Source organism: Microcoleus sp. LAD1_D3 (assembly GCF_036702135.1).
GTDB lineage: Bacteria > Cyanobacteriota > Cyanobacteriia > Cyanobacteriales > Microcoleaceae > Microcoleus.
In genome coordinates, this window is record NZ_JAUBSB010000006.1 from 80,113 (window position 1) to 94,937 (window position 14,825).

Genomic DNA, 14,825 nt, shown 5'->3' on the forward strand with positions numbered 1-14,825 from the left:
AATAACAAATAACCAATAAAAATTAACAAATTATTTTAATTGTGATTGTTTCATTGCCTTGCCCACCGTCACATTTAACTGAGCGCCTATCAGCATCACCAAAGCAGAAAGATTGAGCCACAGCAGCAACACAATAAAAGTTCCGATCGTCCCGTAAGTCCAAGTGTAATTGCTTAAATGCAAAACATAAAACCGAAATAAAGCTGAAAATAGTGCCCACAAAATAGCAGCAAAAACAGCTCCCGAAAAAATAGGAATATCTGGTTGACGGCGGCTAGGCCCGTAGCGGTAAACAAAGGCAAAAGCCAGTGATACAATTCCCAAAGAAATCGGCCACCGCCACAGACGCCAAATAGCTAACAGTTGCGACTCCAAAGGGCAATTGCTGGCGAGGAGCAAGCAATTTTGGACATCTTTTAAATCGCAAGTGGCGACGGACTCCAGCAGGCAACTCTGGCGGGCAATAGCTTGTACAATTAAGTCGCTGACAAATACTACTCCCGATGCCAGAATCAATAGTATAATTGTGCCGATACTCAGCGCCAGAGAAATAAGTTTGGCTTTCCAAAATGGTCGAGTTCGATCGATCGGGATTTCATGGATGCGATCGAGTGCAGCCATCGCCGCGCTCATTACTCCAGAAAATACCCAAATCGCCACAAGAAAGCTCACGGAAAACAGCCCTCTATTGCGAGTTAACAGAATTTCTTTGATTAAGCCGCGAATCAAATTCCGAACGTTATCGGGTATTACCTCCCCCAAAAGGCCGGCGAGTTGATAAAGTGTTGACTGCAAAGGTTCAAAGAGAGCGATCGCAGATAAGATAGCCAACAACCCCGGAAACAGCGCCAGCATAGAATTGTAGGCCATTTGCGCAGACAGCCCCGGCAAGCGCTGCTGTCCCGCCTTAGCGCCGACTTCTTTGAGCGTGCCCCAAGTCAAACACCGACAAAACAGCCAAAAACCACCAAATTTCCTTTTGAGAGCTCGAAGCAGCCTTAAAAGCGCCTTAAACAAAGCTAAAATCAGGTAGCGCAACCAGTAAAAAATGTTCATAGCGCACAGGAAACGGGGCGAAAGATGAGGTAATACAAGTCGTTAATTAATTAAGCCATTATCAACTCGCAATGGCCAATTCCCAATTGCCAATTCCCAATTCCCCAATCTAAAATCTAAAATCTAAAATCTAAAATCAATATTATGGCTCAGGATGTCAGACAGTGGTTAGATGAAATCAAGCGGCTGCAACAGCAGTTAACAGAAGTTTCGCGCGATCGCGATGAGGCCGGTGAAAGTGCCGCTCAGTGGCGCCAACTCTACAATACTGAAGCCGAGCAGCGGCGGAATGATGCTAAATTAACTGAGCAAAGCATCGCTTCTCTGGAAGCACAAATAGAGCAATTACAAAGTTTCTCTCCCATTGCGCCCGAAGGCGATGATGCTGGGGTTGCTCGCCAGCAGGAAGTCGCAAAACTGCACACAGTTAGCGAACTTAAAGCTAAGTTAACAGAAGTTCTCGAAGAGCGCGATCGGGCGATCGAACAAGTTAAACAACTCACTCAAGCCCTCAAACAAGAAGAAGCCCGTCACGCCGAGACTAGCAAAAATTTAACTAGCGCCCTCGGAGATGCCGTTGACTTGCTCACGAAATCACAAAATCCTGCCCCTGTAAAAACAGAGACAGCATACTCCTTAGAGATAGTACCTGTTACCACCCAAAATCCGGGAGAAACTGCGATCGAAATCCGCCACAATCCCGCTCAACTTCCGCCTTCTAAAAACCAGTTACTTCAGCTACCACCTTTTAATCAGTAGTCAATCGATTTTAGATTTTAGATTAAAGAATTGAAGCATTGACCCCACGGATAAATTCGGGGGGCAAGTTTCATCGGATACAGGTTTTTTATTTCTGGACAGATGAATCCGGGGGCTTGTATCCTGGATGCTTTCGGTCAGTAGTCAGTAGTCATTAATCATACCTAATCCGCTTTTATCATCTGTCTTTTCTTCAGCCGGCGGAGGCGGACTTCCTTTTGTAGGGAGCGATTTAAATCGTCGATCAACAAAAGTGACAAACCCGGACTTAATATGACGCCTAATTTTCAAGCAAAAACCACAGTCCGATTGCCGTAAACTAAAACACGATTTTGTAAATGATATCGCACCGCCCTTGCTAAAACAACCCTTTCTAAATCTTTACCTTTGCGAACCAAATCAGACACTTCATCGCGGTGACTGACGCGCACAACATCTTGTTCGATAATCGGGCCCGCATCTAAATCTGGTGTAACATAGTGGGCTGTTGCACCGATAATTTTTACCCCTCTTTCATAAGCCCTTTCGTAGGGATTTGCACCCACAAACGCGGGTAAAAATGAATGGTGAATATTAATCACATTGGGAAATTTTATTATAAAGTCTTGACTCAAAATTTGCATATATTTAGCCAAAACTACTAAATCAATCTTATATTTCTTAATAATTTCTAACTGTTGTGCTTCTTGAATAGCTTTATTGTCTTTAGTAATGGGAATATACTCAAAGTCGATACCGTATTGTGCGGCAATGGGCTTTAAATTTTGATGGTTGCTGATAATCAGGGGGATTTCACCTCTGATTTCTTGCGCTCGCTGTCGCCAAATCAAGTCTAATAAACAATGATCTTGACGGCTGACCCAGATCGCGATACGTCGAATTTTTTGGGAAAAATGCAATTGCCAATTGGCTTGTAAGTCATTGGCTATTTCACTAAAAGCAGGTGTTATTTGTTCGGTGGTTAAATCAAAATCATCTAATTGCCATTCTAGCCGGCTCAGAAATAATCCAGCGGTAAAATCTGTATGGTGATCCGCGTGGATAATATTGCCGTTATGAGACGCTATAAAATTAGCAAGTAACGCGACGAGTCCCTTGCGATCTGGACAGGAAATTAACAGGGTTGCAGTAGGGCTAGTCATAATATAATGACAAAAGTGTGTCGCTGAGTCGATCGAGAAAAAAGCGATCTCACAGGGGTTTATTGATACGCTTAGGGGCGGGCTCTTCGGCCCACCCCAAAATGGATTTTAACTGAGAGTGGAACAGGCATCTTGCCTGTTTCTATGGGCTTAGGGGCGGGCTCTTCGGCCCACCCCACAAGAGATTTTAACTAAGAGTAGAACAGGCATCTTGCCTGTTTCGATCTTCCTTCTTCCTTCTTCCCTCTTCCTTCTTTTAAAATCCCATCGCCCCAGCTACCGCATCCAAAGTCGGAGCAATGCCACTTTTAAACAGATTGTTGCTGTGATTAATTGCGGTATCCGGGTCTTTTAAACCGTTACCAGTCAGCACGCAAACCACCGTCGCCCCAGTTGGAACTTGGTCTTTTACCTTCAGCAAACCGGCCACAGAAGCTGCACTCGCCGGTTCGCAGAAAATCCCTTCCTGCGATGCTAACAAACGGTAAGCGTCCAGAATTTCGGCGTCGGTGACGGCGGCAAAACCGCCGCGGCTGGCTTCGGAAGCTGCGATCGCCTGTTTCCAGCTAGCGGGGTTGCCGATCCGAATTGCCGTCGCCAGGGTGTCTGGGTTCGCCACTGGTTGGCCCGTTACTAAAGGTGCAGCCCCGGCGGCTTGAAATCCCATCATCCGCGGCAGGCGCGAACATTTTTTTGCTTGGTGGTATTGACAAAAACCCATCCAATATGCTGTGATGTTTCCCGCATTTCCCACGGGAATGCACAGCCAGTCGGGGGCGTCGCCCAAGGCGTCAACGACTTCAAAAGCTCCGGTTTTTTGACCTTCCAAGCGGTAAGGATTCACCGAATTTACCAATGTCACGGGGTAGTTAACAGCCATTTCGCGGACAATTTCTAAGGCTCGATCGAAATTTCCCCCAATCGAAATTACTTCCGCACCGTAAAGCAAAGCTTGCGCCAGCTTGCCCAAAGCCACGTAACCTTCGGGAATCAACACGAAAGCTCGCATCCCCCCGCGTCGGGCGTAGGCGGCGGCGGCGGCCGAAGTATTGCCGGTACTGGCGCAAATTACTGCCTCCGCACCAGCTTCCTTCGCCTTGGAAATCGCCATTGTCATCCCCCGGTCTTTGAAACTACCAGTGGGGTTGAGGCCGTCGTATTTGACCAGGACGCGCACGTCTCGACCAATGAGAGAGGCGATCGCAGGTGCTGGAATCAGGGGAGTATTGCCTTCTTGGAGCGTCACTACCGGCGTGGTTTCCGTCACCGGCAGGTAGGGGCGATAAGCTTCGATCAAGCCGGGCCAGCCGTAGCGTTTCGGCGATGCGGCGCGGGCAGCAGAGTTAGGAGCAGAGTCAGTAGCAGGTAGAATCAGGGTCACGGTGTCAAGGGTTTTAGGCAATGGCTAAGGAATTTACACTAATTTTAGCTCGATCGGTTAATTTGATGTTTAATACGATCGGTTCAGGTTAAAGTAACTTAATGGTGTGAATGTGTAGATATGTCTACTCAATTACTAATGTCAAATAATTCATCCACTCTTTCCCGGCCTCAAGTCACCGCGAGCAATCCCGAAATGGCTAGTTCTTCTACCCTATCGACCACTTTTGCCCGCAAACTAGATTTGGTGAAGTGCCCCTACCAAGCCGATCAGCAAGTTAAATTCCTGCACTTGCAAGCAGAAATCGAATCCTTGCTGCTGGAAGTGCAAAGCCTCAAACAGCAACGCTCGATCGCTGGCTTGCCGGCTCTCGACCCGATTTCTGGTAGCAACAGCAATTAGCAGACCACAGCCGCTAATGCTAATTGTGCTGCCCCTGTGTTATAAAAACAAAGGTTTTGCTACCCGCAGTATTTTTTGCCCAAAGTGCTAGAAATTCCTAACTGCGGATAGCGATCGCTAGCATTTGCTAAAACGCGCTTGCCTACTGCTCAACTCGTCTGCCACAAGCTGGCAACGAGCTGACATTTTACTGCGCTTTTTTATTAAGCCATGCTCATGGCATACGGAGAATCGAAATCAATTTATGACAGCATCGATCGAAAAACCACTAAATTTGACATCCGCAAGTGACACCTCCACCTTGCGCCTCAAAGATATTCTCAAAACCCTGCCGCGGGAAGTATTCGTCAAAAACCCCCGCAAAGCTTGGACAAAAGTAATCGTCAACGTTTTGCTAGTTGCTGTCGGTTACTGGGGCATAGCAGTATCGCCTTGGTTTCTACTACCCCTGATGTGGATTTTCACAGGTACCGGATTAACCGGTTTTTTTGTGATCGGGCACGACTGCGGTCATCGGTCATTTGCTAACCGCCGCTGGGTAAACGATTTAGTCGGACATATTGCATTTCTGCCGTTAATTTTTCCGTTTCACGCATGGCGGCACGGCCACAATTATCACCACAAACACACCAACAAAATTGGCGAGGATAATGCTTGGCAGCCGATGACAGCAGCAGACTACGCTGGCGCGTCCAAGCCTTTACAAATAGCTTATAGTTTAATATTCGGTCGGATGTGGTGGATCGGCTCGATCGCCCACTGGGCCAAAGTACACTTTAAGTGGTGGCGCTTCAAAGGCAAACAGCAACAAGAACAAGTGCGGTTTTCAGTTTTTGTCGTTTTAATCGGTGCTGCGATCGGATTCCCGATTTTAATTGCAACAACAGGCATTTGGGGATTTGTCAAGTTTTGGTTGATGCCCTGGCTGGTTTACCATTTCTGGATGAGCACTTTTACGATCGTCCACCACACAGCACCAGACATTTCATTTAAAGAACCGGAAGAATGGGACGAAGCCCAAGCGCAACTATCGGGAACAGTTCACTGCGATTATCCCCGCTGGGTAGAGTTTCTGTGCCACGACATTAACGTGCACGTTCCCCACCACCTTTCAACTGCTATTCCCTGGTACAATTTGCGCCTCGCCCACAGCAGCTTAAAGGAAAATTGGCAAGATCATCTCTACGAAACAGAATTTTCTTGGTCTTTAATGAAGCGGATTGCCGACAACTGTCACATATACGATCCGGCTGGGGGCTATCAGACATTGCAAGAATTTAACGCTCAAAACAAGTAAGTTTGAAACGGGATAAATCCCTAAACAACCCGGTTTTTTAAACAAAACCGGGTTTTTCGATATTACAAGCCATAGCTTTTTTAAGGTGCGGAATGCGTACCCTACTGTCAATATCACAATCCGTACCATGATTAAATCAGTCATTGCCAATCTAAAATCTAAAATCTAAAATCGAATGACTTTCAATCCCAATAACTGTCGCAACGAAAGCGAAGTAGAAAGCAAACTTATTGTCAGCTATCTGCTACCAAAACTAGGCTATACGCCCGACACTTGGCACCAAGAAATAGCATTTGGGAATATTCGTCTAGACTTCCTCTCATTTGCCGCCCCAGTTATCCCCATACTTGTCGATGCAGACTCGCCGATGAGTGTAGTCATGGAGGCTAAACATCCCAAGGAAAATTTAGACCGCCACCGGCGAAAACTCAATCGCTATTTAACAAGTTTGAGCATCCGCTACGGACTCATAACTAACGGTAAAGAAATTAGAATTTACCAAAGAGCCGCCGATGATATTGAGCTAGTCTTTAAGTGTGCTGGACAAGACATTGAAAATAGAATTGATGAAATTATCGCTTTAATTGGCAGAAATACTTTAAAACCTATAAAAAATCCCGATAATCTCGAACTGGAAGATAGTAAAATTAATTTGGTTAGTCCTGAGTTAGTTAGCGAAGTCCCAGTACAGCCCAACAATCCCGCCCCCGCAGAACCTGAGCCAAGTCAAATCTCTGAACCGGAACAAATACCTGAAAGTAATCCCGTTAAGCCTCAAGTTAAATCCGATGTAACCGTTACCCAAAAAAGCCAAAATACTATGAAAATCATTGCAGTTTACCACAATAAAGGCGGCGTTGGCAAAACTACAACAGTAGTCAATTTAGCCGCAGCGCTGAGCAAGAAAGGTAACAGAGTCTTGGTAATCGACTTAGACAGTCAGGCAAATACAACCTTTGCGACAGGTTTAGTTAAATTTGAGGATGAAGAACAAGACGATTTGAAAGATAATAATATTCTTCAAGTTTTGCAATCAGAAGACTTTTTCTCGATCGAAGAAGTAGCTCGCAAGTCTAATTTTTGCCATCCAGAAATAGATGTAATTCCTTCCCACATTGATTTAATGCAATATGAAACGGAACTCAATCAACTAGATTACAGCCGAATGATTTTAATTCAGAAACTAGCAGAAGTACAGGATAAATATGATATTGTACTGATCGATACGCCGCCCTCTTTGAATTTTTATGCTAGAGTTGCTCTCATTGCAGCGGATTATTTAATTATTCCTTCTGACTTAAAACCTTTTGCCAATCAAGGACTGATTAATGTCAAGGATTTTATTAAAAAAGTCAACGGATTCAAAAAACAAATTGGCAAGAAACCACTACAAGTTTTAGGCGTACTCTCTTGCAAAATTTCCACTAATTCTAAATTTGTACAGTACAGTTTGCCCAAGCGGAGGGAGGCAATTCCCAAACGCTACGGCTTTGAAATCATGGACAGCGTAATTTACGAGAGAGATGATTTGGCAAAGTGTGCAGAACAATTTCAAATCGTGGGAAATATGGAAATCGCCGATCCCATTTCAGTGCTAGACTTTAAGCCTGATTGCATCGCATCCCAAGAATTTGAAATGCTAGCACTCGAAGTTTTGGAAAAAATAGGTAAAAACTAATGAAAAAATTATCTCCGTCACTGGTTGCAGTTAAAAAAATTACATCCGCAGTACCCCGTTCAAATTTTGCCGAGGCTGATTTGGAGAAATTAGCGAGATTGATTTTAGAGTCAGGAGGATTGATTAACCCAATAATTGTCCGCCGAAACGGTATGGATGCTTACGAAATAGTAGACGGAGACTTTGAATACTATGCGGCGGCGAGAGCAAAGGAAATAGATGCTCCCAAAGGCGAGACAATCGGAGCCTTCATCCTGGAAGAAGAAAATGAAGAACTTCTCCTGGACCAACTTGAAATTCTTAGAAAAACCGCAATCACTGAGAATCAAAGTGTAAGTGTGGTTCCGCAACAGTCCTCCAGCTTAGAACAGCGGCTGACAAATATTGAAACTCGATTGGAAAACAGAATTAATGAATTGAAAGCCGACTATACGCGGGAAAAACAGGCGCTGCTAGAGAGGGTTAAAGATGTTGAAAGCCGGATTCCCAAGCCAGTTCCGCTGTTGGAAGCACTCAACACTCAAGATCCATCCAAATTGGCTATCAATTTAAAAAATGCTGGGATCACATCTCAAACAATGAGAGACAACATCATCACACAGCGAGATTTGGAGCCATTTACCTCATTTGAGAATGTGGTGAAACGCATTAAAGGGTTAGGAGATAAAACAATGATTAAGGTCATTGACAATTGGCAAAGATATTTATAAGCTTTCAGCCATCTCAATTGCATTTTTGGGGCGCTCAAAGTCCGCCCGACAAATGTTGAAAAACCCGATATGACTCGGCGGTTGAAACCCATCCTACACAAACTTCCGTCCCTCTCGCTTGAGACTAAAGAATAAGGGCGATATTAAAGCTGGCTTTCGTATAAATCGCAATTGCGATCGCAACTCGCAACGCCAGCCCGATCGCCCTGATGCCAAAAAAAGTAAAGATGAGTAAAGCAGTGTATCCTTGGTGTCCCGCAGGCAGTTAAACTCATCACAGTCGCTTTTTTAGGAATTGCAGTAACTTTTGCCGATCGGGCTGTCACCGCACAGCCAGTCGCCCAGGTACAGCAGCAACGCCATATCTCCCCCAGATCACCGAGTTCGATAGATCACCGAGTTCGATCGCAGTTGGGGTAAAGTGCTTGTGGCCCACACGACAATTAGAGTTGTTGGGTTAGTCCTGCATCACTTAAAACTGAGGCTGTAAAGTGGCAATATACATAAATACCTACACAGCAGATTTTAATGACAAAAGGGGACTTGTAACAAGATGGATCGATCGTCCGATCAAAACCGAATAGTTGAATATTTGCGGATTAAGCCAATTAGTCACAGTCAGATTTACACTTCCCAAATTGCCATACCAGAGCCTCATCGGGGCGAAATTCCTCGCGAACGCCGCGAAGCTCTCAGGAGAAGTCTGATCGAGCAAGGCAGCAACTTGATTCCTTTAATTGTACGTCGCACTGAAGCTTACAGCAACGAAGAAGAATATGAAGTTGTCTGCGGCTCAGATTGGTGTATTGTTGCTAAAGAACTCGGCATGGAGCAAATGTGGGCGTGGGTATTTGAAATGACCGACGAGGAGGTAGCTGTTGCTCAAGCTGAAATGGAACATTTAGCTCCGCAACCGACTCATAAAACTGCACAAATTGACACTCTACTGCAACAATTTGAGCTATCATTTCAAAAAAAGGTAGATAGTCTAACAAAACAAATAGAACAATCTGTTAAAAAAAATGAAGACCTGCTAAAAAAGCACGTTAAAGCTCTAACTGATCAGAACTTTGAGCGTAACCAAATAGAACAGATTAAGCATTTGCTCGAACAAGTGGAAAAAGCATTTCATGAAAAGGTAGATAAAATGGCTAAAAAAATTGAACAATCGAGCAGCAACCGTCCGCCAACATCTGCTGTTATTTCTGAGGTAAATTTTGAAGGTGCTTTGAGACAGTTGGATGAACTGGAAAAACTGCTGTCAATAAAATTAGAACGCACAGTCCAAACAATTAATCAGTTTGTTTCCGACGCCATTGAAGACGTAGAAAATGACCTGAAAAATCAAATTGAAACGCTGCGCGGCCAATTGGGAGCCGCAGCGACTCACTCAGAAAGACAGCCGGAGGCACAGCCGAAGAAGCAGTCAAAAGCGCAGCCGAAGAAGCAGTCGAAAGCACAGCAAAAACCTCAGTTACCGCAGTTGCAGTTGGAGTTGCCGTTTCCGTCCCCAGAGGATGACTACGAAAGTCTTTCGCTGAGAGGGTTGAAGGCGATCGGCAAAGACCGGAAAGTGCGGGGCTACGCGCGCATGAAACGACCGGAAATTCTGGCTGCTCTCAGAGAAGCTGACGGCAAATAAAGCGGTAATTGCTAATAATTAAAGACTACTTGTTCGGTGTTCGATCGCGTTTTTGGGCAACAAGCGCGATCGGGCTTCCAGAATAGTCCTCGGCAGAGATATAAAAACCTGTTTCCTGTATTGTAAGCTGGTTTAGGCGATCGCATATCCCGTATGTTGCCGAACGTGATACGGATGAAACCCTAAAACTATCTTGTCTTTAGGCACTCCTAATTCTACAAGTTCTGGGGTAATTCCCGTTTCTATACCATCTTGTTGAATCCAGATTTTGCCGTCGATAATTTCCACATGGACGACACACCCGTGAATTCTTTGAGGCCCTTGCCAGCCTTCGTGCATCAATAAAAAATTGTTTTGTTCGCTATCAACAATAACGCTGTTTTTAACTTGTCCGTAACTGTTGGGAATCCTGGCATAACTCTCTAAAACAGTGCGAACAATTTGGCGATATTCATCTAGTCTATCCATCTGATAATTATCTCCCTTGATGAATCAAAAACAATTAGTTTTAGTCTTTTTTTTCGTAACAAAAGTTGCCCCAGTGGCTCCGAAAAAATATCTCGATAAACTTCTTCCCGAACAGCCAGATAGATATTACGTTCTGGTTCCGAAAGCTCTAGGATATCTTCGTAGACAATATACTGTCCCAGAGCTTCTTCTAAGTCATGAACGGGTGAAACACTCAAAAAACTTTTTACTTCTACAGCAATTTTGCGACCTTGCTTTTCGGCAGCCAGTATTTTTTCTGCACCCAAATCGACGAAGAGTGAACGATCGCCAATTTCTAGGGTTAGCGGATCGTTTGTTATCGTCCACCCGTCTTTTTCTAGAGCTGTTCTGACAGTATTGTGGTAGATGTCTTTTGCTGGCATATTCTAAGCTGAACCATCAAATGTCACCCTAATTATAGAATAACACAAGACTTTTAAAAACTGATAGCTCATAAATTCAAACTACTTACTGCCGCGTGTATCGGTGCTTCACCCCAATCGGAAAATACTCCGCATCCCCCATCGCAGTTAATGTCATCACAGGTAACTGATATTCTGGCGGCACATAATTAGCAAATTCGCTGTTTAGCCGCCGCAATTGCGCGAGAATTGAAGATGCGATCGCCTCCTGCATCTTCTCGTCGCCCTCCACCCCCGCTGCTAATTCCACAACCACCGATAAAAACCGATTTTGATCAGCATTTTCCTTGACTTGCAGCACAAATTTTCCCGTCACCCACTCCCGAATGGTGGGAACTTCTAAACCTACGGTGACATTTTCGGGGTAAATGTTAGCACCGAAGTAGGAAACGGTAAAGTGCGATCGCCCAAATACATAGACAAAGGGCAAGCAGCGAATTCCTCTGGGGAAATCAGAAACTTTCATACCTGCTGCTTGCTGCAAACGTGCCACAGGGTTAAATCCCCATTCTGCCAAAAAATTAAGCATTGCTTCGTAACAAATTAAACCGCCGTTATCGGAGATGTGATAGCGTATTAGCGGGATGCCGTTGTCGCCAGAAAATAACAGCGTGCCGTCATTATTCACTTCAAAAAAGCGGCTTTTCGGATCGTACTGCACCAGCGTTGGCAACCGCGATTCCCCGAATAAATTGCGTGCTGCTTCGGGATTGTTTGCTAAAAAGCGACGGATGCAAATGCTCAGCGGTGTCTCGTTGCCCAAAACGCCCGCATCGGCAGTACCGTAAAGGCTCGCAGAGTTGTAATATAGATTGTCAGAATTAGTGCGATCGCTCACCAAACTCCGCCATTCTTCGCTAAACACTTCCCCCGCAAACACCATCTTAATTCGATATTTTTGCCACTCCACACCCCCAGCAATTCCGCTATCAATCACATCCTTGATAAACGGCGGATATCCCAACAATACTACTTGCTCAAAATGCTCCCCAAGTTCCTGCACAACTCGAAATATTTCAGTCTTATTATTCCCAGGCGTCACAACTGTAACTGGATAGCCCTTAGTCGCTAGATAGCGGCAGCAATTTGCCGTGTACATTCCGCCTACCCAAGTTCCCAACGGAAAGCAAATGACAGCTAAAGTTGAGCGATTGTCGGCGTAAAAACTGTCGTGAAATATTTGTTCAAAACGAGCGGCAATTGGCAACTCGTCGCTGATAAAACGCGGCCAAAATGTCGGGTTTCCTGTCGAGCCAGATGAAACAGCAATGAAATCGCAAGTTTCTAATTTGCCCTGGTAGCACAACTGAGGTAGCGGGTGACAGCGTAAATAATTCTCTTTGGTAATTAGGGGCAATTTTTGGAAGTCTTCAAAGGTTTGAATTGAGGCGGGATTGATGTTAAGTGCAGCTAGGAAAGTCTGGTAAGCTGGTACTGTGGCAGCGACTTTTTGAAAAAGCCCGATCGCCCTGGATTCGGCAACTCGATTCTGCTGGTGTTGCAATCGTTCCTCAAGCGGCGCCCTCAAAAACTCTTCAAACCCCCCCATTGCTCGCTGACGCTGTTCTGGCTGCATGATTTGCTCCTTAAAATGCGTATTTTGCACCTCGATCGCTCAAGATTCAATTAGTAGCGCTAACGCCCCGATCGCACATTGGGCTGGGCACTAAAAATTTGAACACATTTTGAGCTCGATCGAAAATATGGCGCAGTAGATAAACTTCCATAGCACGAAACCGCTGTTTTCACAATAACCACAGGGGATAGCCAAGCTGCCGATCGACTAATAAACACTGACACACTATGTCAAGATTAATTCAGCGATCGCCCAAAACTCCTAGTCTCAGTCAAGCGTGAAAATCCGACGCAGCAAGTTCCAATGAACAATCCCATCTACCCCGGCATAACTCTCCACAACCACTACCGCATCGTCCGCGAATTGGGACACGGAGGCTTCGGGCGCACCTACCTCGCTGAAGATGCCCACCGATTTAACGAACCCTGCGTTTTAAAAGAATTTGCGCCCCAAGTACATGGAAGTTACGCCTTACAAAAATCCGAGGAACTGTTCGAGCGCGAAGCGGGAGTGCTTTACAAGCTGCAACACAATCAAATCCCGCGCTTCCGCGAACTTTTCCGCGTCAGTATCAGCGATCGAGGCTACCTATTTTTCGTCCAAGACTACGTGCCCGGTCAAACTTACCGCTTTCTGCTCGACGCCCGCAAGCGTCAGGGTTTGCGGTTTATAGAAGCAGAAATCAATCAATTGCTGCAGCAGATTTTGCCCGTGCTCGAATACATTCACTCTCTAGGAGTGCTTCACCGCGACATCTCCCCGGACAACCTGATTCTGCGAAGTTCTGACGGGATGCCCGTGCTCATCGACTTCGGGGGAGTAAAACAAGTCGCTGCCACCGTAGAGTCTCTTTTCGCTGAGGCTAACGGCACTCCCGCCCCCGCGACTCGCATCGGCAAGCTCGGCTACGCTCCCGTCGAACAGATGCAGATGGGAATCGTCTCTCCCCACAGCGATTTGTACGCTCTGGCGGCCACGGTTTTAGTGTTGCTGACGGGGAAGGAACCGCATCAGTTGCTCGACAGCCAGACGCTGAATTGGAACTGGCGGGCGGAATGTTCTCTGTCTCCGAATTTGTCCCTGGTGCTGGATAAAATGCTTGCTCAACAGCCGAGCCAGCGTTACTCCTCGGCTCGTGAGGTAATGCTCGCTCTCTCCGGCAATCCGCCTTTACAGCCACCTTTGCCACCAGCCCCGGATTTTGGGATCACGCAGCCGCCGGATCTCTCGCCTATACCCGTACCCGCCCCCACGCCAAAACTGCCGGGAACTCCGGTGCGAGTTGCTGCTATTGGCAATCAGCAAAAGATGCCTGCTTGGAAAATGGTTTTGTTCGTGGTGGCGGTGCTATCAAGTATGGGAGGAGTTGGCTGGTTTGCGGGCAATTCTTTGTTAAATCTGCAATCAAAAGTGCAGAAAGTTCCCCAGCCTTCAAGCCCGAAGCAGCAGCAAGAAGATGCTTTGCAAGATCGCTTTGTAAAGCTCAAAATTGACGATCGATTCTATAACGGTTACGTCAACCTTGTGGACGAGACTTTCTATGCCAAATACCCGGAATTGGGCGGACGATTACTAAAAGAAGGCGAGGACGATCGCCAGTGGCGCGAAAGGTGGCAGAAAATCGGTGACGAGTTGCTCGACAAGCTGGAAAACCTCAGCAGCGACGCTAGAGCGCGGTTGGGCAGTTACGACACCGCCGATATCGATCGCTGGAAAACTGAGGTTAACAAGCTGAATTTGAGCAGTCGGGCTTTGTACGATTTGGCTGATGCTAGGTTCTTTTATTGGTTTCCACAACAGCCGCGCGATCGCAATATCATCGGTTTGCCGATCGGACAAATTTGGCAAGCAATTACCGCCGACGAACTCGAAGCCTTACAAGCTGGAGCAACTGTCGAAAGCGTTGAATTTGACCGCCTATCGAAGAGCAAACGCCTCACAGGCAATCTCAAACCCGGAGAAGGGAAAGCTTACATTGCCAGGTTCGCTCAAAATCAAACTTTGCGCGTGAATTTACAAGCACCGCGCAAATCTACTCTACTGTCAATTTATACTCCGGGGCGGACAAAGGGCGCGCGAGCTTTGCTGGAAGATGCAGAGGGGCTTAGTTGGTCTGGATTGCTGGATGATGCTGGTTATTATGAATTCGTGGTAGTTTCTCAAGCATCTGAGCCGATCGCTTACGAGTTAAACCTGACTGCGGAATAACTGCTATTGACGCTCTCGATCAACCCAGGCAATAATAAGGTAATACCAATCAGATAAGTTGTC

Annotated in this window: 13 protein-coding genes; 7 read left to right on the plus strand and 6 right to left on the minus strand. The window is 46.0% G+C overall.

Features of this window, described 5'->3' with window-relative positions:
* Nucleotides 1-30 precede the first annotated feature (30 nt).
* A complete protein-coding gene (locus QUA74_RS05260) occupies nt 31-1,056 on the minus strand; it encodes a YihY/virulence factor BrkB family protein (RefSeq protein WP_333325768.1) in 1,026 nt (341 codons plus the stop codon).
* Between the two features lie 144 nt (nt 1,057-1,200).
* Here QUA74_RS05260 and QUA74_RS05265 point away from each other — a divergent pair, with 144 nt between their 5' ends.
* Nucleotides 1,201-1,815, plus strand: coding sequence for a hypothetical protein (locus tag QUA74_RS05265; protein WP_333325770.1), 615 nt, complete (start codon nt 1,201-1,203; stop codon nt 1,813-1,815).
* 287 nt (nt 1,816-2,102) lie between these two features.
* Here QUA74_RS05265 and purU read toward each other — a convergent pair whose 3' ends face one another.
* Both purU and thrC read right to left on the minus strand, forming a co-directional pair.
* Entirely contained in the window at nt 2,103-2,957 is an 855-nt protein-coding gene (gene purU, locus QUA74_RS05270; protein WP_333325773.1) for a formyltetrahydrofolate deformylase, read from the minus strand.
* Nucleotides 2,958-3,213: 256 nt separating this feature from the next.
* Complete coding sequence (thrC, locus tag QUA74_RS05275; protein WP_333325776.1) at nt 3,214-4,338, minus strand: threonine synthase; 1,125 nt, start codon at nt 4,336-4,338, stop codon at nt 3,214-3,216.
* A 120-nt stretch (nt 4,339-4,458) separates the two neighbouring features.
* Here thrC and QUA74_RS05280 point away from each other — a divergent pair, with 120 nt between their 5' ends.
* The 5 genes from QUA74_RS05280 (at nt 4,459) to QUA74_RS05300 (ending at nt 10,067) form a co-directional block, all read left to right on the plus strand.
* Entirely contained in the window at nt 4,459-4,740 is a 282-nt protein-coding gene (locus QUA74_RS05280; RefSeq protein ID WP_333325779.1) for a hypothetical protein, read from the plus strand.
* 244 nt (nt 4,741-4,984) lie between these two features.
* The gene (locus QUA74_RS05285; RefSeq protein WP_333325782.1) at nt 4,985-6,037 is read left to right on the plus strand and encodes a fatty acid desaturase; all 1,053 of its coding nucleotides are present in this window, start codon (nt 4,985-4,987) and stop codon (nt 6,035-6,037) included.
* A gap of 175 nt (nt 6,038-6,212) precedes the next feature.
* Nucleotides 6,213-7,715 (plus strand): AAA family ATPase, encoded by a 1,503-nt coding sequence (locus QUA74_RS05290; RefSeq protein WP_333325785.1) that lies wholly within the window; start codon nt 6,213-6,215, stop codon nt 7,713-7,715.
* Nucleotides 7,715-8,425 (plus strand): ParB N-terminal domain-containing protein, encoded by a 711-nt coding sequence (locus tag QUA74_RS05295; RefSeq protein ID WP_333325787.1) that lies wholly within the window; start codon nt 7,715-7,717, stop codon nt 8,423-8,425. The genes QUA74_RS05290 and QUA74_RS05295 overlap by 1 nt, the downstream gene beginning before the upstream one ends.
* A gap of 553 nt (nt 8,426-8,978) precedes the next feature.
* Nucleotides 8,979-10,067, plus strand: a complete 1,089-nt coding sequence (locus tag QUA74_RS05300; RefSeq protein WP_333325790.1) for a Rho termination factor (modular protein) — start codon at nt 8,979-8,981, stop codon at nt 10,065-10,067.
* 132 nt (nt 10,068-10,199) lie between these two features.
* Here the strand turns inward: QUA74_RS05300 and QUA74_RS05305 are convergent, their stop codons facing one another.
* From QUA74_RS05305 to QUA74_RS05315, 3 genes are all read right to left on the minus strand, one after another.
* On the minus strand, nt 10,200-10,535 hold the full coding sequence (locus tag QUA74_RS05305; RefSeq protein ID WP_333325792.1) for a XisI protein: 336 nt from the start codon (nt 10,533-10,535) through the stop codon (nt 10,200-10,202).
* Nucleotides 10,523-10,939 (minus strand): XisH family protein, encoded by a 417-nt coding sequence (locus QUA74_RS05310; RefSeq protein ID WP_333325795.1) that lies wholly within the window; start codon nt 10,937-10,939, stop codon nt 10,523-10,525. The genes QUA74_RS05305 and QUA74_RS05310 overlap by 13 nt, the downstream gene beginning before the upstream one ends.
* A gap of 85 nt (nt 10,940-11,024) precedes the next feature.
* A complete protein-coding gene (locus QUA74_RS05315) occupies nt 11,025-12,554 on the minus strand; it encodes a phenylacetate--CoA ligase family protein (RefSeq protein ID WP_333325798.1) in 1,530 nt (509 codons plus the stop codon).
* Between the two features lie 303 nt (nt 12,555-12,857).
* Here QUA74_RS05315 and QUA74_RS05320 point away from each other — a divergent pair, with 303 nt between their 5' ends.
* A complete protein-coding gene (locus tag QUA74_RS05320; RefSeq protein ID WP_333325801.1) occupies nt 12,858-14,762 on the plus strand; it encodes a serine/threonine-protein kinase in 1,905 nt (634 codons plus the stop codon).
* The last annotated feature ends 63 nt before the right edge of the window (nt 14,763-14,825 follow it).